Here is a 17,943-nt window from a genome sequence, read left to right as displayed (position 1 = left end):
AATGTGATTAGGCGGCAACGGCACGTGATGCCAAAACACCCAACACTTTTTCTGTGGCCATTGCTTCGTCTGTACCATCCACAGCCGCAACTTCACGGATAAGCCGCTCTAACGCTGCTTCGTACAACTGACGCTCGGAATAGGATTGTTCGCGCTGTTCGTCATTGCGGTGCAAATCACGCACAACTTCGGCAATCGCAATCAAATCACCCGAATTGATTTTTTGTTCGTATTCTTGTGCACGGCGCGACCACATCGCGCGTTTGACACGTGCGCGGCCCTTGAGCGTGGTCATTGCTTTGGTAATTTCATCCGCGCTGGCAAGGTTACGCATGCCAACAGAATCGGCCTTGGCCGTGGGAACGCGTAATGTCATTTTGTCTTTTTCAAATGAAATTACGAATAATTCCATAATGATCCCAGCGACTTCTTGTTCTTCGATCAACACGATTTTGCCCACACCATGTGCAGGATAAACCACGTAATCGTTCATACGAAAATTACCGACTTTTTTCTTGGCCATAGATGACTGTTCCTTCTCTCTTGCCCGCGCCCAAACCAAAACTTCTTGGTGGTAAGAATTACCATTACAACAGTTCAAATTTGGGGTTAAATTGCCTGCGCAACTGCGCAATAACGATGCGAGCACTCCTTATTCATCCCGCACAGTATACCACAAAAAAGCAGCACCTTCCAGCGCTGCTCATTCAACATTAAACGATCCCGTTTTCCCAATGAAATATGGGATTTTGGTAAAATTCGCCGCGATCAATTTCGCAAATGCGCGGATTTTTGCGAATCAGCCGCCTTCGCCTGGGTTTTCGGAAAAATACTTTTCCAATTTGCCCTCTTCGCCGTCGCGTTCTTCGGCCTCTGGCAGTTGATCTTTCTTGGTGATGATCACAGGCCAGATTTCGGAATACTTGCGGTTAAACTCGACCCATTTTTCGGTGTCAGGCTCGGTATCAGGGCGAATAGCATCCGCTGGGCATTCGGGTTCGCACACACCACAGTCGATACATTCATCTGGATGAATCACCAGCATATTTTCACCCTCATAGAAACAATCTACGGGGCAAACCTCGACACAGTCGGTGTATTTACAAGCGATGCACGCATCATTGACGATATATGTCATTGAATCTTATTCCTGAACTAACCACGGGTCTAATATGGGTATGATGGCAATCAATCAAGGCTCTTTGGTGAAAAAGAGGACAAGGCGCGACGTTGTTTCCCAGTTGGGCGCCCTTTTCCTTCAAATTTCGGGTTTTGTGGATTATTTTCCCGCTTGGGTTTTGGCGGGGATAAATCTTCGTATAATTCCTGCGCTTCGGATGCAGGGCCACGACGTGTTCCGATCCCCACAATCGTAACGATCCGCTGCCATTCACCTTGGCGAAACATAATGCGATCACCGATATTAACGGTGGTCGCAGGCTTTTTGATTTTCTGATCGTTTAAGGTGATACGCCCATCCGAAATCAATTTGGCACACATGGAACGCGTTTTGAAAAACCGTGCATACCATAACCATTTATCAATGCGAACTGTGTCGGGCGTATCTGCCAAATGCTATTTACCTTTAAGCGCCATCAGGGCCGCAAACGGATTATCCGGATCAACGGGTTTATCCTTGCGCGGTGGTTTTGCGCTGTGCTTTTTCGGGCCTGTTGATTTCGCGTTGCCTTTTGGCTTGCGTGGTTTTTGCGATTGCTGATTGTCAGGGCGTGCTGCACGCTGTTTTGGAACCCATTTAAAGGTATAGAAAACTTCTGTGGTTTCTTCCTCGGCCTCTGCACCCTCTTTTGCGGGTTTTTCTTCGCCAGCCTCTGGTTTCACCTTTTCGCGCTCGCCTTTTTCCGCGGCAAAGCCAAGACCTTGCATCAAATCGGCGAATTGCTCCAAGGTCATGCCAGTGATGGATAACATATCACCATTTGCCTCGAACCCAGATTTCACATCTTGGGCGCGGGTCAAATCGGCAAGGCGTTCCAACATATCAATGCGGATCGCACGTGTGCCCGCCAAACGATAACCTGCACGTGGGTAATAACCCTTTGGTGCGCCTTTGACCTCTGGGATTGTGACCAAACCAGCGGGCGGTGCCTCTGGGAATTCATCCAAACCTTCTTGCAAAGACCACAAAACCAAACGCAAACGTGTTGGCGCGGGTTTCAACATCAACTGTTGGAAAATCGTGTATTGGCCAAAACGCACACCGTGTTTGCGCAACAAACCACGTCCGTCTTGATCCAGCTCTTTCACCTCTTTGGCAACCACCGAACGTGGGATCACGCCCAGACTTTCGACAAGGCGAAACGCCAAACCACGTGCAAGACCAACAACCGCCTCATCATCGCGCAGTGCGATCAATGATTCAAATGCAGCGGCGATTTTGCGTTCAATGAAATGTGCCAGACGGCGTTCAACCTTTTTGGCAACATCAACGCCGGCCTCTTCGTCAACGAAAACCTCGACCATGGGGGACAAGGCATCCGCGCCTGCCACCAATTTGCCAACCGCATGTTCGCCCCACATCAATCCACCCTGTTCGGTGAAATCAAATTCGGTGTCGGGTGCATTATACATACGATCCGAGCGCAGATTGAATTCAGGCTGAAGTGCCGCAACAGATGCCGCACGCAATGTTTTCGCCTCTTCTGGCGATGCGCTTTTGTCCAATTGGAATCTGAATCCATTCAGATGGCCAATAAATTCACCTTCGACGGTTACGCCACCATTGTTGTCTACTTCGGCCACAAGGCTCTCCTTCTGTTTCAAGCGGCGCATCAAAACCGATGTGCGCCGATCGACAAATCGTTGTGTTAATGCACTATGGAGCGCATCTGATAGGCGGTCTTCTACTGCACGTGTTTCCTCGCGCCAATAGTTTTCATTGGCAACCCAGCCCTTTCTTTGGGCAACATAGGTCCATGTGCGGATAAATGCCAATCGCTTGGATAAACTATCAATGCCACCGCCGATTTTGTCGATATGGGCGATTTGATTGGCAAACCAGTCTTCTGATACCTGCCCAAATTCGTGCAAGAAATTGAAAATACGTTCGACGATATTGGTATGATCGGTAAATGAAATACCGCGAAAATCGGGGATGCGACAGGTATCCCATAACAATTGCACCGATGCAGGATCGCTTGCGCGCGCCATGACCTCAGCATCATTATAAACCGCTTGTAATGTGCGCTGATCCTCGGCTGGGCGTGCCTTGATCAACACGTTATCGCTTGATGATTGTTCCAATGATTTGATCAAGGCATCCACTGTCCCAAAGGACAGTTTTGAATTGCGCCATTGCAATTTTTTCAACGGGGTAAAGCGATGGTTTTCGATGGCTTCCACCACCTCTGGTTCCAATGGGGATGCTTCGCCCGTCACGCCAAACGTGCCAGATGTGCGATACCGCCCTGCTCGCCCGGCGATTTGAGATAGCTCATTTGGCATCAATCGGCGCATTTTTCGCCCGTCAAATTTCGACAATCCCGAAAATGCCACATGGGTGATATCCAGATTTAACCCCATGCCAATGGCATCTGTGGCAACCAGATAATCCACATCACCGTTTTGATACATTTCAACCTGTGCGTTGCGCGTGCGCGGCGACAACGCCCCCATCACCACTGCGGCACCACCCTTTTGGCGGCGCAACAATTCGGCGATGGCGTAAACATTATCAACGGAAAATCCCACGATCGCGCTTCTTGCGGGCATACGGCTTATTTTTTTAGAACCTGCGTAATTCAGTTCGGAAAAACGATCACGCTGCATAAATTCCACACCGCGTACCAATTGTGAAATCGGGCCGCGCATGGTGGATGCGCCCATGAACAACGTTTCATGATGCCCGCGCATATTTAACAAACGATCGGTAAACACATGCCCACGTTCAGGATCGGCGCACAATTGAATTTCATCAATGGCAACAAAATCCGCCCCCATGCCTTGGGGCATGGCCTCTACCGTACACACCCAGAATTGGGCGCGTGGTGGCACGATGCGTTCTTCGCCTGTAACCAGCGCCACAACCGATGGGCCGCGTAGCGCAACAATGCGATCATACACTTCGCGTGCCAGTAATCGTAATGGTAGGCCGATGATTCCTGTGCGATGTGCCAACATACGTTCGATGGCATAATGCGTTTTGCCGGTGTTGGTTGGCCCCAACACGGCACAGATACGAGATGGATTAAGCGACATTCTTAAAGGGCGGTGCCTTCTAATTCTTGGGTCAAACGTGCCACGGCCTGTTTCACGGGTTCATGGTGTGGGTTTAATTCCAACACCTGTTCATATGCGGCCAATGCTTCGGCCTTGCGATTCAAACCTTCGTATATTGAACCAAGCCCTGCCAATGCACCGAAATGTCGCGGGTTTAATATCAAAACCTGTCGCACATCCGACAAAGAAAGCCCATATTCATCAATCAAGAAAAACACCGTGGCGCGCGCGTTCCAGCCTTCGGCAAAATCTGGGGCGTGATCAATCAGCGCCGACAGATGTTCAATCGCGGCATCATAATCGCCTGCCTCCATGGCCTTTTGTCCACGTTCCAACAGATAATCCATCGCATCCGAACCCGATTTCGACCATTCGCGCCAAATCTTTTTTTCAACACCTTCGGGATTGGTTTGATTTGGGTCTTTCAATTGTGCAAACAGATCATCCAGCACGCTATTTTCGGCCAACTCTTGTGCAAATACCGCATTTTTAAGCGAAATCATTCCCAGCGCGACAATAAACACTAGAAATAACGCAACGACGTGCTTTGATATATGGGTATAAATCTGCATGGTGCGCGTAGCGTAGCATGCGACACGCAATCAGGAAAAGAACCTTGTCGGTTCAGAGGAGACAAAAATGAGTGATGTAATCAATACAGCCGTAACGGCGATCAACGAAAAACTGGGCGGAGAAGGTTTTGACGGTTCAATCAAAATCGTTGTCGATGGCGAAGGTTCACTGATTATCAACGAAAGCGGCGCGGTTGCCCGCGATGATGATGCAGAATGCACAATGACAGCAGACGCCGAAACACTTGCTGGCATTATGACTGGCGAAGTGAACGCAACATCTGCGTTTATGTCAGGCAAATTGGCGGTTGATGGCGACATGTCACAAGCGATGAAACTGGGTACAATTCTGGGTTAATCGTTATGAACGCGCCATTTCATAAATCAGTGGCGCGTGCGCCAAAGGGTACCATTTGTAAATGGATGGTTTGCTCTGATGGAAAACGAATCCGTGTCGCCGGCTGGAAGGGCGGCGACAAGGGTACGGTGTTATTGTTCCAAGGACGCACCGAATATATTGAAAAATACGGCGCGGTTGCCACCCGTTTTGTTGAAATGGGTTACAGCGTGGTTGCCGTTGATTGGCGCGGCCAAGGATTATCCGATCACTTTGGCGCATCGCGCACCATCGGCCATGTGGATGATTTTGCCGATTTCCAATTGGATATTGCCGCGGTCAATGAATTCATCACCGAACAAGGTTTCCCCGCACCAGAAGCGGCACTGTGCCATTCCATGGGTGGGGCAATCGGGCTTCGAGCGTTGCACAACGGTCTGCCTGTGAAAAAGGTTATTTTTTCCGCACCCATGTGGGGCATTTATCTGTCCCCGATGATGAAACCCGTTGCCAGCGCGGTGTCCTCTCTGTCCGCGGCATTGGGAACGACAGAAAAGCTTGCCCCGACGACCACATTGCAGAATTACGCAATGGTTCAGGAATTTAAGGGTAACACCCTGACAAATAATGCCGATGAATACGCAATGATCCGCAAACAAATTTCCAGCTTTCCCGATTTGGAACTGGGCGGCCCGTCTGTGCATTGGATGCGCGCCGCAATGGAAGAAACCGCAACTTTGTGCGATATGCCCGCGCCCAAAACCGATTGTTTGTGTTTCTTGGGATCAAACGAGCAAATCGTAAGCAAAGACGCCATTCGAACCGTGATGAACAAATGGCCAAACGGTGAATTGGTGATTTTGGACAATGCCCAACACGAAGTGATGTTAGAAGAAGATCACATCACCGCAGATGTCTGGAAACGGATTGAATCATTTTTGGCGGATTAATACCGCGCTAAAATCTCTAACGCTTGGGCGTGTATGGTTGCGTTTGCCGCTGCAATCACACGCCCGCCATGTTGCGCATCTCCACCTTGCCAATCCGTAACAATGCCACCTGCGGCCGCGATCACGGCCAAGGGACCTTGGATATCATAGGCGTTTAACCCCGCCTCGATCACCAAATCCACCTGCCCCGCCGCTAACAAAGCATAGGCATAACAGTCCATACCATAGCGGGTTAATTTACATTGCTCGGCAACGGCGTGGAATGCATCGCCTTCTTGTGTGCTGCCCACCTCTGGAAAGGTGGTGAAAATGACTGATTCCGACAATGTTGTGGTTTGACGGGTTTCCAGTGGCATTTCACGACCCGCATGGCGCAACAACGCCGTGCCAAACCCACCACAATATCGCTCGCCCGTAAACGGTTGATCAACGATCCCAAACACGGGCGCATCACCATCATTGATTGCAATCAAAACGCCCCAGGTTGGCGTACCGCTGATAAATCCGCGCGTGCCATCAATCGGGTCCAACACCCACGTCAGCCCGGATTTGCTGGGAATGTCGGGGAATTCCTCGCCCAAAATACCATCATCGGGGCGCTGCACTGTCAAAATATCGCGCATCGCTTGTTCAATTTCGCGATCCGCCAATGTCACGGGATCAAACCCATCCGACAGTTTATTTTCCAACCCCTGTGCGGATTTGCGAAAATAGCGAAGCGCGATGGGGCGCGCTGCATCCGCCAATTCATGTGCAACCGTCATCAGTTCAATTTGAAGTTGTGAGGGCTCTTGCATAAAAAATTCCCGCTGTGGTTCACACAACGGGAATTTCATAATCATTGGCAACGGTCAAGCCGCCGATACTGGTTAATCCAAAAACTTAGGCGGCTTCGCTCAAAACACGCGCAAGATCAAACAGCTTGCGACGTTGGTTTTCAGGGATTGCATAATATGAACGCACCAATGCCAAGGCTTCTTTGTCTGCTAACAGATCTGTATCGCTTTCGGCGGGTTGGGCTGTGATTTCTGTTTCGATTTCACCGTCTTGAACGCCGTCAAAGAAGAAATGCACAGGCACTTCTAAGGTTTCGGCGATATCCCACAAACGGGATGCGCTAACACGATTCATGCCCGTTTCGTATTTCTGAATTTGTTGAAATTTAATCCCCACAGATTCAGCCAATTGTTGCTGTGTCATTCCGACCATCCAACGACGATACCGAATTTTTTTACCTACATGCACATCTACTGGATGTTTCATACTATTTACCCTTACTTCACCCTAAGGCGATCATTAATTGTTTCACTCCCTTAGAATATACAGCAAAAACCGCCCCAACGCATCGCACAGGGGTTTGACCTCACGTAACAAAATTTTTCACCTAACAAGTTGAAAATTAACAATATTTTTATGAAATTAACTTATCCAACTGTCGCATTTTTTGCAAAAATTACGACTTATGGTTAACAAAAAAAGGAAATCTTTGCATTTTGCAAAGATTTCCTTTTGTAAGGGATTCGCGATAAATGAATCAAAAATGCAAGATTAACTTGCGACTTTGCTCATACGTTTACGCTCATTAGGATCAAGGTAACGTTTACGCAAACGAATGTGGTTTGGTGTTACCTCTACCAATTCATCATTATCGATATAGGCGATCGCTTCTTCCAATGACAATGTCACAGGTGTGGTCAAACGAACCGCTTCGTCCGTACCAGATGCACGCACGTTGGTAAGTTTTTTACCCTTAAGCGGGTTCACTTCCAAATCGTTTTCGCGGTTATGTTCACCAATGATCATGCCTTGGTACACGTCTTCTTGTGCGCCGATAAAGAATTTACCACGATCTTCGAGGTTGAAAATCGCGTATGAAACGGACTGACCATTTTCCATCGAAATCAAGACACCTGCGCGACGACCAGGAATTGGGCCTTTGAACGGTGCCCAATCATGGAACACACGGTTGATAACACCCGTACCGCGTGTATCTGTCAAAAATTCACCGTGATACCCGATCAAACCACGTGCAGGCACATGGGCGATAATGCGGGTTTTGCCACCGCCAGCGGATTTCATTTCCGTCAATTCGCCACGACGTACACCGGTCAGCTTTTCAATCACCGCACCAGAATATTCGTCATCCACGTCAATGGTCACCTCTTCGATGGGTTCCATTTTCTGACCGTCTTCTTCACGCAACAAAACTTGTGGGCGGGAAATTGACAATTCAAACCCTTCGCGGCGCATGTTTTCAATCAACACGCCCATTTGCAATTCGCCACGGCCCGCAACTTCGAATGCTTCGCCACCGGGAGTGTCGGACACTTTGATCGCAACGTTTGATTCCGCTTCTTTCATCAAACGCTCACGGATCACGCGTGATTGCACCTTTTTGCCGTCACGACCTGCCAATGGGCTATCGTTAATGCCAAAGGTTACGGTGATAGTGGGCGGATCAATCGGCTGTGCGGGGATCGCTTCGTTCACGGATGTGTCGGCCAATGTATCGGCAACGGTTGCCTTGGCCATCCCTGCGATGGACACGATATCGCCGGCCTCTGCCGTTTCAATTGCGGTTTGTTCCAAACCACGGAATGCCAAAATTTTGGTGACGCGGAAATTTTCGATCAATGTGCCATCGCGTGACATTGCTTTGATCTGCTGTCCTGCCTTCATTGTGCCCGTTTCAACGCGCCCTGTCAGCAAACGACCCAAAAACGGATCGCCGCCCAATGTTGTTGCCAACATGGTGAATGGCTTGTCTTGATCAGAAATTTGTTTCGGGGCTGGAACATGTTCCAAAATCAGATCGAACAACGCGGATAAATCTTTGCGTGGGCCATCCAGTTCCATATCGGCCCAGCCGCTCCGGCCAGAGGCATACATAGATGGGAAATCAAGCTGTTCATCGGTTGCATCAAGGCTTGCGAACAAATCGAAACATTCATCCAATGCGCGATCAGGTTCACCATCTGGTTTATCAACCTTGTTCACCACAACAATCGGGCGCAGGCCCAGCGCCAAGGCTTTGGATGTTACGAATTTGGTTTGTGGCATCGGGCCTTCTGCCGCATCCACCAACAAGACCACCCCGTCAACCATGGACAGAATACGTTCAACCTCGCCGCCAAAATCGGCGTGGCCTGGTGTGTCGACGATATTAATACGTGTGTTGTTCCACACCACAGATGTCGGCTTGGCGAAAATCGTGATTCCGCGTTCGCGTTCCAGATCGTTACTGTCCATCGCGCGTTCTTGCGTGGCTTCGTTTTCGCGGTAAATACCAGACTGTTTTAACAGTTCGTCAACCAATGTGGTTTTACCGTGGTCAACGTGGGCGATAATCGCAATATTTCTCAGGTCCATAACAAGGCGCCTTTATTGGAGGAAAGAGTTCCACGCGCCATTAGACCAGAAATGAATGATTGGCTAGTGTTAATCGTTGATAACCCTGCGCGTAACACGGGTATCGCGCAATTATCACCCCGCTTTGCGCCCAATAAGCGCGGAAACCTGTTGATCACCCAACCCTTTTAACCGTTTGGTCTTTGCAGGTGAAAATTCGTAAACATTTTCCAAACGTGCGCGCGTTTCCTTTGATGTTTGAATTTCGCCAATCTCTGCGCTGGTTTGCAAACGCGCCGCCAGATTTACCGTATCCCCCCACATATCATAATAAAACTTTAGCCGCCCCACCACGCCTGCGGTGACGGGACCCACGTGGATACCAATGCGCAAATTCATCGCGCCCTGCCCGTTATAGGATAATTCTTGTGTGATGCGGCGCATATCCAGTGCCAGTTCGGCAATTTTTGCGAGGTTTTCATCACCGCCATTGTTCAATCCCCCCGCAACCATATATGCATCGCCCGATGTTTTAATCTTTTCCAGCCCTGCGGCATCAACCAGATCATCGAATTTGGAAAAAACCTGATTTAACAAGGCAACCAGCTTTGCCGCTGGCATGCGCGATGCATTGGGCGTGAAATCCACCAGATCGGCAAATAAAACCACCACATCGGGCAAATCATCCGCGATCAATTGTTCTGGGTTTTCCTTTAACCGTTCCACCACGGATCGGGGCAAGATATTTTGCAACAACCGATCAGATTGGCTATAGGCCACGGCCAGTTGTTCGGCCTGTTCCTTGGCGATAACCTGTGCCTTTAGCGCCTCGACATAGGCATAGTGCACCAGAAAATAAATGAACACCGTCAAAACAATCGCAACGCTTATCGCGCCTTGCGTAATCGGGAGCTTTTGTGGCGAATGAAACAATGATCCCGTGGGGTTGAGCGCGGTGACCATCCACGGGTGGTTAAATTCTGGTAAATACGGTGCGATCCCATAAACCAATGCCTCCACCCCAACGATCACAACAAGCCATATCCACGATTTATGCGGCCCCCTGACCGTAATCGCGAGCAGTGGGAAAAACACCGGGACCAATAAATCGGCACCTCTGTTCCCCACGACAGAAAAACTAAATACCATGACCAGGGCCACCGCCGTTCCCAAAACATCAAATGCCAACCATGCCTTTTGGGTGAAATGCAAAACGGCCAGCGTGACGACGCTAATGCCGATTATGAACAAATCCACCGCATGAACATAAGGTGTCCGATTTGGATCAAAGTAAAAAATCGTTGCGGGAATGCAAAATGCGATCAACACAAATGCAAACAATGACTTAATGCGTTTACTGAATGGAGTGTCGGTTTCGCTGTGACCAATGGGTAAACATTTAGCAAGCCCAACCGTTGGTGCAATCGAATCCATTTCACTGGCACGCATCGGGCGTTCCGTAAAATAATCTTGATAGCTTTGTTTACGCTTTGACATAACACCCAATCGCTAATCACAGATGATACCAGCAGCATCTGCACAAATACACGTTAAATAAAAGGCGAAACGCTTTTCACCCCAGAATTGATGTTCCAAAAACCAACGCCACAACAACCATTGGTCGTGCGCAAATTACACCGCAACCAATGCGGGTGATTTTTTGCGCGGGTATAAACCATTTTTATATTCCGCAATGATCAATTCACCAAGACGATCCAGCAAAACATCCTGTGGGTTTGCTTTTTGCATCGTGATCAAAAATTCGGGCAAGGCGGGCAATCCTGCATCGGCGGGCACTTCGCACCAATCGGGTTGCTGTGTGCTTTTCAAACAGGCATGCAATGCCAATCCTGCGCTGACGCTGACCTCTACCGTACGGGCATGTTTGGTTTCAACGACCACCTCCCACGGGATGCCGGCTTGGTCCAGCGCTTCGATCACATAGGATCGGAATAAACAGTGATCTTCATAGGCTAACGGCAATGGGCGTTGATTCCAGATGCGGCTTTCTTTGTCGGCAAACCATGTCAAACCAGATGCCGCGATCACGCTGGCACCATCGGGACAGCGTGCTTCTGTTCCCAAAATCAAATCAACCTCGCCGCGTTCCAACTTGCGTTTCAATTCCACGGTAAAGGATGACAACAGGTTCACCTTAACCCGTGGAAATTCCTGTTTAAAGCGGCGCAAAACCTGTGGGATATGGGGGTAAACAATATCGTGGGGTACACCCAATGTGACCTCGCCTTCGAAATCATCGGCGGTCAGACGATTCCAAGCCTCGTCATTCAACGCCAATAATTTGCGCCCATAGCTCAGCAATAATTCCCCCTGCGCGGTTAACGCAACGCTTCGCGCGGAACGATCCAATAATTGCAATCCCATGGATTCTTCTAATCGCTTTAACTGCATCGACACTGCCGATTGGGTTAAATGCAATTGCGCGGCGGCTTTGGTTACGCCACCCACATCAGCAACAGTTACAAACGAGCGCAGCGCGGTCATATCCAGATTTCGTATCACATCACAATCCTTGATGGGTTTGGTCACAATCATTCGTTTTTCAAATACATCACACTCTGCCATAACAATCAAGAAAATTGATCAAAACCACAGATTACATAACAAAACGGAAAGGGTAATCAGATGTCATACGCTCCAACCAAATCCTTTGCTGGTGCACCACGCCACCAAAAATCCTTTTTGCAAAAAATCGTTGCGATGAATGCGTTGCACCGTCAACGCAAACAACTGGCAAACCTGCCATTGAGCGCATTGAATGACATTGGCCTGACCAAACAGGATATCGCACAGGAACAACGCAAATCATTGTGGGATGCACCCGTTTATTTTCGCAAATAAGCGCGGCAAATACCCACACAAAAGTTAATGCTTTCACTCCCCCAAGCATGCACCCCTGCAATTCTTTTGCAGGGGTTTTTTGTTTCTTGTGCTAAAAACCCGAAATTCGGAACATTTTGGTAAACATTCCCGTGATTTACCTTGAAGTTTAGCGCCATTTCACCAATATTTGTTTCAAGAGCGCATTTTGCGCCAAGCCAACCTTTGAGGAGAGTATAATGGCCGATTTTGAAACAATCCGCCGCGCCGGCGCGGGAACGATGTCTGACATCGACGAAGGTCTGCGCAGCCACATGAACCGTGTTTACGGTATCATGTCTTTGGGTATGCTGGTCACAGCAGTGATTGCCTATGTCGTGGGTATGGATTTTGCCGCTGCACGCGCAGGGCAGGAAACGTCATTCCTATCGCCTGAACTATTACAAACAATGTTCACAAGCCCTGTGCGCTATATCATCATGTTCGCCCCGCTTGCCATCGTATTTGGTTTTGGCGCTGGGATTAACCGCATGTCTGAAAACACAGCACGCGGTGTGTTCATCCTATTTTCTGCGGTGATGGGCCTGTCCATATCTTGGATCTTCGCCATCTATACTGGCACATCCATTGCAACAACATTCTTGGCCACTGCAATCGCTTTTGCCAGCTTGTCTTTGTACGGCTACACAACCAAGCGTGATATCTCTGCATGGGGTTCATTCTTGATCATGGGTGTGATTGGCCTGATCGTTGCATCATTGCTAAACATCTGGATCGGTTCCGCTGGTCTGTCATTCGCGATTTCATTGATTGGTATTTTGGTATTTGCAGGCCTAACAGCCTATGACACGCAAAACATCAAAAACACATATATCGCCATGGCATCTGCTGGCCAAACCGAATGGTTGGGCAAAGCGGCAATCATGGGCGCGTTGAACTTGTACTTGGATTTCTTGAACATGTTCATGTTCTTGCTGAACTTCATGGGCAGCAGCGAATAATCATCGCCATCATAAACACCAAAGGCCGGACAAACGTTCCGGCCTTTTTTATATCTTACAGGGGAAAAACATGACCACATTAATCGTCACAAGCGCCACCGCCGTTATCATGGCCATATGGATGTTGGCACAAACCATCAGCGTGATCAAAATGCGCAGATCCGAACGGATCGTGCATGGTGATGCCAACAACAAAACCGTGATGAAACGCATTCGCGGGCATGCCAACAACGTGGAACAAGCACCGCTATTTTTGATCCTGCTGGGATTGGTGGAATATCAACAAATGGCGTCATGCACCGTTCTTGCGATTATCGCAGCACTATTTGTTATTGGGCGTTTGGCGCATGGGTATTATTTCTTGGACATCGGCGCAAAACACACATTTCGCCAATACGGAATGCTGGCAACAATGATCGCACAGATCGCAATTATCCTGTGCCTGATTATCGGATTGTTATTCTAAAAACGAAAAAGCCGCGCTCAAAGGCGCGGCTTAAATTCAATTAAAGCGGTTAAGATTATTTAATCTTACCTTCTTTGTATTCCACGTGCTTGCGCACAACTGGGTCATATTTTTTCACAACCATTTTTTCAGTCATGGTGCGGGCATTTTTCTTGGTCACGTAAAAGTGGCCAGTATCCGCTGTGGAATTCAGGCGGATTTTAATTGTGGTTGGCTTCGCCATAATATTTCTCCGTACAGCGGGGCAATCCCGCGAAATCTTGAAATGGCCTTTTAACCGCTGGGTAACACGAGTCAAGCGCCAAAGCCCAAGATTCATTCAAAACACCGCGCAATATTTGGTTTCATAGTAATCACACCTGCGCTAGCCTGTGCCAAACGGGGATCATCTGATGAAATTATACCACAATCCGCAAACCATCGCATTGGCCAGCCTGATTGCATTGCATGAAACGGGTGCGAAATGCGAAACCATTCTGGTTGATATTGGGGCCGCCGCGCAACAATCCCCTGAATACCTTGGTATCAATCCCAAGGGGCGCGTGCCTGCGTTGGTCACGGATAATGGGGTTATCACCGAAACCATCGCGATTTTGGGATATCTGGCCACGATGTTTCCCGCCGCCAAACTCGCACCAACGGACCCTTATCAATTTGCCAAGATGCAGGAATTTAACAGCTATCTTGCTAGCACCGTTCATGTGAACCATGCCCATAAACTGCGCGGGGGGCGCTGGGCGACACAAGAATCATCATTCAATGATATGCGCACCAAGGTTGCCCAAAACATGTTGGAATGTTTTCAATTGATCGAACGTGAATATCTGCGCGGGCCGTGGGTGATGGGCGATCATTATACAATCGCCGATCCCTATCTGTTTGCAATCAGCCGTTGGTTAACGGGGGATGGCGTGGATATGAACGCCCTGCCCGCCATCACAAAACATAGTGCAGCCATGAATGAACGCGCGGCCGTGAAACGCGCGCTTGCCGTGTGATTATTTTTTCGCCGCTGGTTTCTTGGCCGCTGGCTTTTTCGCCGCTGCTTTGCGCGGTGTCGGCTTTGCCGCTGCTTCCAGCGCATCAATCCGCGCCATCAGCGCATCGTTTTCAACGCGTGCCTTTTGCGCCATTGCCTTGACCGCATCAAATTCTTCGCGTGTGACAAAATCACGATCCGCCAGCCAACGATCGATCCAGCTTTTCATGGCGGTTTCCGCTTCGTCCTTGGCACCTTGGGCAACACCCATGGCATTGGTCATGATTGCGGACATATCATCGAAAAATTTATTTGGTGTCGACATTGGGTATTCTCCATTTCGCGGTTCCCTGTTCACTATATGGGGATAATTGCGCCAATTGCCAAGCGAATGCTTGACAACAAAGCGTCGCAGGCCAAAAACCCCCTAAAACAAGTCGGAGCATTTCATGATCGCCCTTTTACCATTTCCAGATATTGATCCCGTGCTGGTGTCATTCGAAATCCTTGGGCGTGAATTTGAGATCCATTGGTATGCGATTGCCTATATCGTTGGCTTTCTGTTGGCATGGCGTTGGATCATCGCGCTGGTTGCACGCCCCCATTTGTGGCGGGATGATACCGCGCCGATGCAAAAACAACACGTAGAGGATTTGTTAACCTGGATGGTAATCGGCACGATCCTTGGCGGGCGCGTTGGTTATATCCTGTTTTACAATTTTGGCGAATTTATCGCCGAACCCGCACGGATTTTGCGCATATGGGAGGGCGGCATGTCTTTTCATGGCGGATTTATCGGCGTGGTTTTGGCCGGATTGTTGTTTTGCTGGAAAAACAAGCTTCCCGCTTGGTCAGTTGGCGATGCGATTGCCAGTGGTGCGCCCTTTGGCTTGTTCCTTGGGCGGATTGCCAACTTCATCAATGCCGAACTTTGGGGACGCCCCACAGATGCGCCATGGGGCGTCATTTTCCCAACAGAGGCGGCGCAATCCTGTGGCCAAGCCTTGGGCGAGCTTTGCGCACGCCATCCAAGCCAGCTTTATGAAGCGATGCTCGAAGGTTTGATATTATTCGCCGCCATTGCCTATCTGATTTTGCGCCGCAATGCGTTGAAAACACCGGGTATTATCATCGGGGTGTTTTTCCTTGGCTACGGGCTAGCCCGCACATTTGTCGAAGGTTTCCGCCAAGCAGACGCACAATTCATCACACCCGATAATCCGTTTGGCCGTGTGATCCGTTTGGGCACAGATGTGGATAGTTTCGGTCTGTCCATGGGGCAGCTATTGTCGCTGCCCATGGTATTCATCGGCATCGCCATCATCATTTATGCAAAGCGACGCGCATGACCCCGCTGCATGAAATATTGCTGCGCCAAATCGCGCGTGTTGGCCCGATCAGTGTCGCGGATTTTATGACACAGGCCTTGTTGCATCCCGATCATGGCTATTACACCACCACCACCCCGATTGGGCGCGGCGGTGATTTTGTCACCGCCCCTGAAATCAGCCAGATGTTTGGTGAATTGATCGGGTTGTCATTGGCGCAAGCATGGCTTGACCAAGGATCACCCGCCCCGTTTCATCTGTGTGAAATTGGACCCGGCAAGGGGACATTGATGGGTGATATTTTGCGTGCGACCAAATCCGTTCCAAATTTTCACGCAGCGATGAATGTGATCCTGATCGAGGCCAGCCCAACATTGCAAGCTGTGCAAAAACAAACATTGTCAGGGTTTGATGTCACATGGCTTGATTCCGTGGCCGCCCTGCCCGATGGGCCGCTGTTTATGGTGGCAAATGAATTTTTCGACTGTTTGCCAATCCGTCAATATCGCCGCAACGATACAGGCTGGCAGGAACAGATGATCGGCGCTGAAAATGATGCGTTTCATTTCGTGCTTGGCACGCAAAGCCCTGCAGATTTATTTCGCACGCGCGCCGATTTACCAACAGGGGCGATCATTGAAACATCAACCGCCGGCAATGCGATTATGGACACAATATCGCGCCATATCGCGAATTTTGGTGGTGCGTTCATTGCGTTGGATTACGGTGACTGGGGCACACATGGCGATACGTTCCAAGCAATCAAAAACCATGAAAAATCCGATCCGTTATTGGATGTTGGATGCGCTGATTTAACCGCGCATGTGGATTTTCACGCGCTTGGTGAAACCGCCAAAACGCATGCCAAAATTTCACAACTGACCCCCCAAGGTGTGTTGCTGGAACGTCTTGGCATCACCGCACGTGCGCAACAACTGGCGGCAAAGCTGTCTGGCGATGCGCTGGAAAATCATATCGCTGCGCACAAACGCTTGACCCATCCATCAGAAATGGGGACACTTTTCAAAGCGCTGGCGGTTGTACCACACAACGCGCCCCTGCCCGCTGGATTCGAGGGTTAGCATGACATTGGAAATCATCACATCCGATAATTTATCGGGATTTCAACACGGATTTTTCACCCGTCGCGGCGGTGCTTCTGCGGGTGTTTTCAAGGGGTTGAACTGTGGCCAAGGGTCCAGTGATCAATGTGATGTGGTGTCAATCAACCGTGGCATGGTGGCCGATGCGTTGGGCGTGAAACATGATCATCTGTGTTCCGTCTATCAGGTGCATTCCCCCGATGTGATCCATGTTGAAGCGCCAATTGTGGGTGAAAAACCCAAGGCCGATGCGATGGTGACAAAAACACGCGGTATCGCGCTGGGTGTATTATCCGCCGATTGTGCGCCGATCCTGTTTGCCGATGTAAATGCAGGTGTGATTGGCGCAGCACATTCAGGGTGGAAAGGTGCCAAACGCGGCGTTGCACGCGCCACTGTGGAGGCAATGGAAATGTTGGGGGCAGATCGCGCCAATATCCACGCATCCGTTGGCCCCTGTATCAGCCAACGCAATTACGAAGTCAGCATCGAATTTTTCGAAGACTTCATTGCCGATGACATGGAAAATAGCCGCTATTTCGCACAAAGCCATGTTGCAGATAAATACCAGTTCGATTTGCCAAGTTTCGTGTTGAACGGCTTGCGAAACGCAGGCGTTGCATCCGCCAATTGGACGGGGCATTGCACATATGCAGAACCTGATCGGTTCTATTCATATCGGCGCATGACACATCTGAAAGAACCCGATTACGGGCGGCTTATTTCCGCGATTTCAATAACTTAAACTGGCGCTGTGATATTTCAACAGCGCCAAAGTT

Annotated in this window: 21 protein-coding genes; 9 read left to right on the top strand and 12 right to left on the bottom strand. The window is 49.5% G+C overall.

Annotation, left to right across the window (positions count from 1 at the left end):
- Nucleotides 1-7 precede the first annotated feature (7 nt).
- From BFP76_RS12355 to BFP76_RS12335, 5 genes are all read right to left on the bottom strand, one after another.
- Nucleotides 8-523: a CarD family transcriptional regulator gene (locus tag BFP76_RS12355; RefSeq protein ID WP_099594255.1), complete on the bottom strand. Its 516-nt coding sequence runs from the start codon at nucleotides 521-523 to the stop codon at nucleotides 8-10.
- 276 nt (nucleotides 524-799) lie between these two features.
- On the bottom strand, nucleotides 800-1,138 hold the full coding sequence (fdxA, locus tag BFP76_RS12350) for a ferredoxin FdxA (RefSeq protein WP_099594254.1): 339 nt from the start codon (nucleotides 1,136-1,138) through the stop codon (nucleotides 800-802).
- Between the two features lie 50 nt (nucleotides 1,139-1,188).
- The gene (locus BFP76_RS12345; protein WP_099594253.1) at nucleotides 1,189-1,572 is read right to left on the bottom strand and encodes an RNA-binding S4 domain-containing protein; all 384 of its coding nucleotides are present in this window, start codon (nucleotides 1,570-1,572) and stop codon (nucleotides 1,189-1,191) included.
- A gap of 3 nt (nucleotides 1,573-1,575) precedes the next feature.
- Entirely contained in the window at nucleotides 1,576-4,218 is a 2,643-nt protein-coding gene (locus BFP76_RS12340; protein WP_099594252.1) for a helicase-related protein, read from the bottom strand.
- A gap of 2 nt (nucleotides 4,219-4,220) precedes the next feature.
- Nucleotides 4,221-4,742, bottom strand: a complete 522-nt coding sequence (locus BFP76_RS12335) for a tetratricopeptide repeat protein (RefSeq protein ID WP_099594251.1) — start codon at nucleotides 4,740-4,742, stop codon at nucleotides 4,221-4,223.
- 136 nt (nucleotides 4,743-4,878) lie between these two features.
- Here BFP76_RS12335 and BFP76_RS12330 point away from each other — a divergent pair, with 136 nt between their 5' ends.
- Together BFP76_RS12330 and BFP76_RS12325 are read left to right on the top strand one after the other, a co-directional pair.
- Nucleotides 4,879-5,169, top strand: coding sequence for an SCP2 sterol-binding domain-containing protein (locus tag BFP76_RS12330; protein WP_099594250.1), 291 nt, complete (start codon nucleotides 4,879-4,881; stop codon nucleotides 5,167-5,169).
- A gap of 5 nt (nucleotides 5,170-5,174) precedes the next feature.
- Nucleotides 5,175-6,098: an alpha/beta hydrolase gene (locus BFP76_RS12325; protein ID WP_099594249.1), complete on the top strand. Its 924-nt coding sequence runs from the start codon at nucleotides 5,175-5,177 to the stop codon at nucleotides 6,096-6,098.
- Here the strand turns inward: BFP76_RS12325 and hisN are convergent.
- The 5 genes from hisN to BFP76_RS12300 all read right to left on the bottom strand — a co-directional run bounded on the left by hisN (nucleotide 6,095) and on the right by BFP76_RS12300 (nucleotide 11,969).
- Nucleotides 6,095-6,895: a histidinol-phosphatase gene (gene hisN / locus BFP76_RS12320; RefSeq protein ID WP_099594317.1), complete on the bottom strand. Its 801-nt coding sequence runs from the start codon at nucleotides 6,893-6,895 to the stop codon at nucleotides 6,095-6,097. The two genes, BFP76_RS12325 and hisN, sit on opposite strands and share 4 nt — an antisense overlap.
- Before the next feature lie 85 nt (nucleotides 6,896-6,980).
- On the bottom strand, nucleotides 6,981-7,361 hold the full coding sequence (locus BFP76_RS12315) for a helix-turn-helix domain-containing protein (RefSeq protein WP_099594248.1): 381 nt from the start codon (nucleotides 7,359-7,361) through the stop codon (nucleotides 6,981-6,983).
- A 285-nt stretch (nucleotides 7,362-7,646) separates the two neighbouring features.
- A complete protein-coding gene (gene typA / locus BFP76_RS12310) occupies nucleotides 7,647-9,467 on the bottom strand; it encodes a translational GTPase TypA (protein ID WP_099594247.1) in 1,821 nt (606 codons plus the stop codon).
- 114 nt (nucleotides 9,468-9,581) lie between these two features.
- Nucleotides 9,582-10,943 (bottom strand): adenylate/guanylate cyclase domain-containing protein, encoded by a 1,362-nt coding sequence (locus BFP76_RS12305; protein ID WP_099594246.1) that lies wholly within the window; start codon nucleotides 10,941-10,943, stop codon nucleotides 9,582-9,584.
- 135 nt (nucleotides 10,944-11,078) lie between these two features.
- Nucleotides 11,079-11,969 carry a LysR family transcriptional regulator gene (locus tag BFP76_RS12300; RefSeq protein ID WP_099594316.1) on the bottom strand — a complete coding sequence of 297 codons (891 nt, stop codon included), beginning with the start codon at nucleotides 11,967-11,969 and terminating at the stop codon, nucleotides 11,079-11,081.
- Between the two features lie 123 nt (nucleotides 11,970-12,092).
- Between BFP76_RS12300 and BFP76_RS12295 the strand changes: the two genes are divergently transcribed.
- From BFP76_RS12295 to BFP76_RS12285, 3 genes are all read left to right on the top strand, one after another.
- A complete protein-coding gene (locus BFP76_RS12295) occupies nucleotides 12,093-12,308 on the top strand; it encodes a DUF1127 domain-containing protein (protein WP_099594245.1) in 216 nt (71 codons plus the stop codon).
- Between the two features lie 218 nt (nucleotides 12,309-12,526).
- A complete protein-coding gene (locus tag BFP76_RS12290) occupies nucleotides 12,527-13,288 on the top strand; it encodes a Bax inhibitor-1/YccA family protein (RefSeq protein ID WP_099594244.1) in 762 nt (253 codons plus the stop codon).
- 70 nt (nucleotides 13,289-13,358) lie between these two features.
- Nucleotides 13,359-13,754: an MAPEG family protein gene (locus BFP76_RS12285; RefSeq protein ID WP_099594243.1), complete on the top strand. Its 396-nt coding sequence runs from the start codon at nucleotides 13,359-13,361 to the stop codon at nucleotides 13,752-13,754.
- A 55-nt stretch (nucleotides 13,755-13,809) separates the two neighbouring features.
- Here the strand turns inward: BFP76_RS12285 and rpmG are convergent, their stop codons facing one another.
- The gene (rpmG, locus tag BFP76_RS12280) at nucleotides 13,810-13,977 is read right to left on the bottom strand and encodes a 50S ribosomal protein L33 (RefSeq protein WP_008034579.1); all 168 of its coding nucleotides are present in this window, start codon (nucleotides 13,975-13,977) and stop codon (nucleotides 13,810-13,812) included.
- Between the two features lie 169 nt (nucleotides 13,978-14,146).
- Here rpmG and BFP76_RS12275 point away from each other — a divergent pair, with 169 nt between their 5' ends.
- Complete coding sequence (locus BFP76_RS12275; RefSeq protein ID WP_240514054.1) at nucleotides 14,147-14,752, top strand: glutathione S-transferase family protein; 606 nt, start codon at nucleotides 14,147-14,149, stop codon at nucleotides 14,750-14,752.
- On the opposite strand, the gene BFP76_RS12270 is transcribed toward BFP76_RS12275, so the two are convergent.
- A complete protein-coding gene (locus BFP76_RS12270; protein WP_099594242.1) occupies nucleotides 14,753-15,058 on the bottom strand; it encodes an accessory factor UbiK family protein in 306 nt (101 codons plus the stop codon).
- Between the two features lie 124 nt (nucleotides 15,059-15,182).
- On the opposite strand from BFP76_RS12270, the gene lgt reads away from it, so the two are divergent.
- The 3 genes from lgt to pgeF are packed head-to-tail and all read left to right on the top strand — an operon-like array spanning nucleotide 15,183 to nucleotide 17,909.
- Nucleotides 15,183-16,082 (top strand): prolipoprotein diacylglyceryl transferase, encoded by a 900-nt coding sequence (lgt, locus tag BFP76_RS12265; protein ID WP_099594241.1) that lies wholly within the window; start codon nucleotides 15,183-15,185, stop codon nucleotides 16,080-16,082.
- On the top strand, nucleotides 16,079-17,143 hold the full coding sequence (locus tag BFP76_RS12260; protein ID WP_099594240.1) for a class I SAM-dependent methyltransferase: 1,065 nt from the start codon (nucleotides 16,079-16,081) through the stop codon (nucleotides 17,141-17,143). The genes lgt and BFP76_RS12260 overlap by 4 nt, the downstream gene beginning before the upstream one ends.
- Nucleotide 17,144: 1 nt before the next feature.
- Nucleotides 17,145-17,909 carry a peptidoglycan editing factor PgeF gene (pgeF, locus tag BFP76_RS12255; RefSeq protein WP_099594239.1) on the top strand — a complete coding sequence of 255 codons (765 nt, stop codon included), beginning with the start codon at nucleotides 17,145-17,147 and terminating at the stop codon, nucleotides 17,907-17,909.
- The last annotated feature ends 34 nt before the right edge of the window (nucleotides 17,910-17,943 follow it).

It is taken from the genome of Paramylibacter kogurei, assembly GCF_002742285.1.
Taxonomy (GTDB): Bacteria; Pseudomonadota; Alphaproteobacteria; order Rhodobacterales; family Rhodobacteraceae; genus Amylibacter; species Amylibacter kogurei.
Note: the sequence above shows the minus strand (reverse complement) of the source record. Positions and strands in the feature narration are given on the sequence as shown.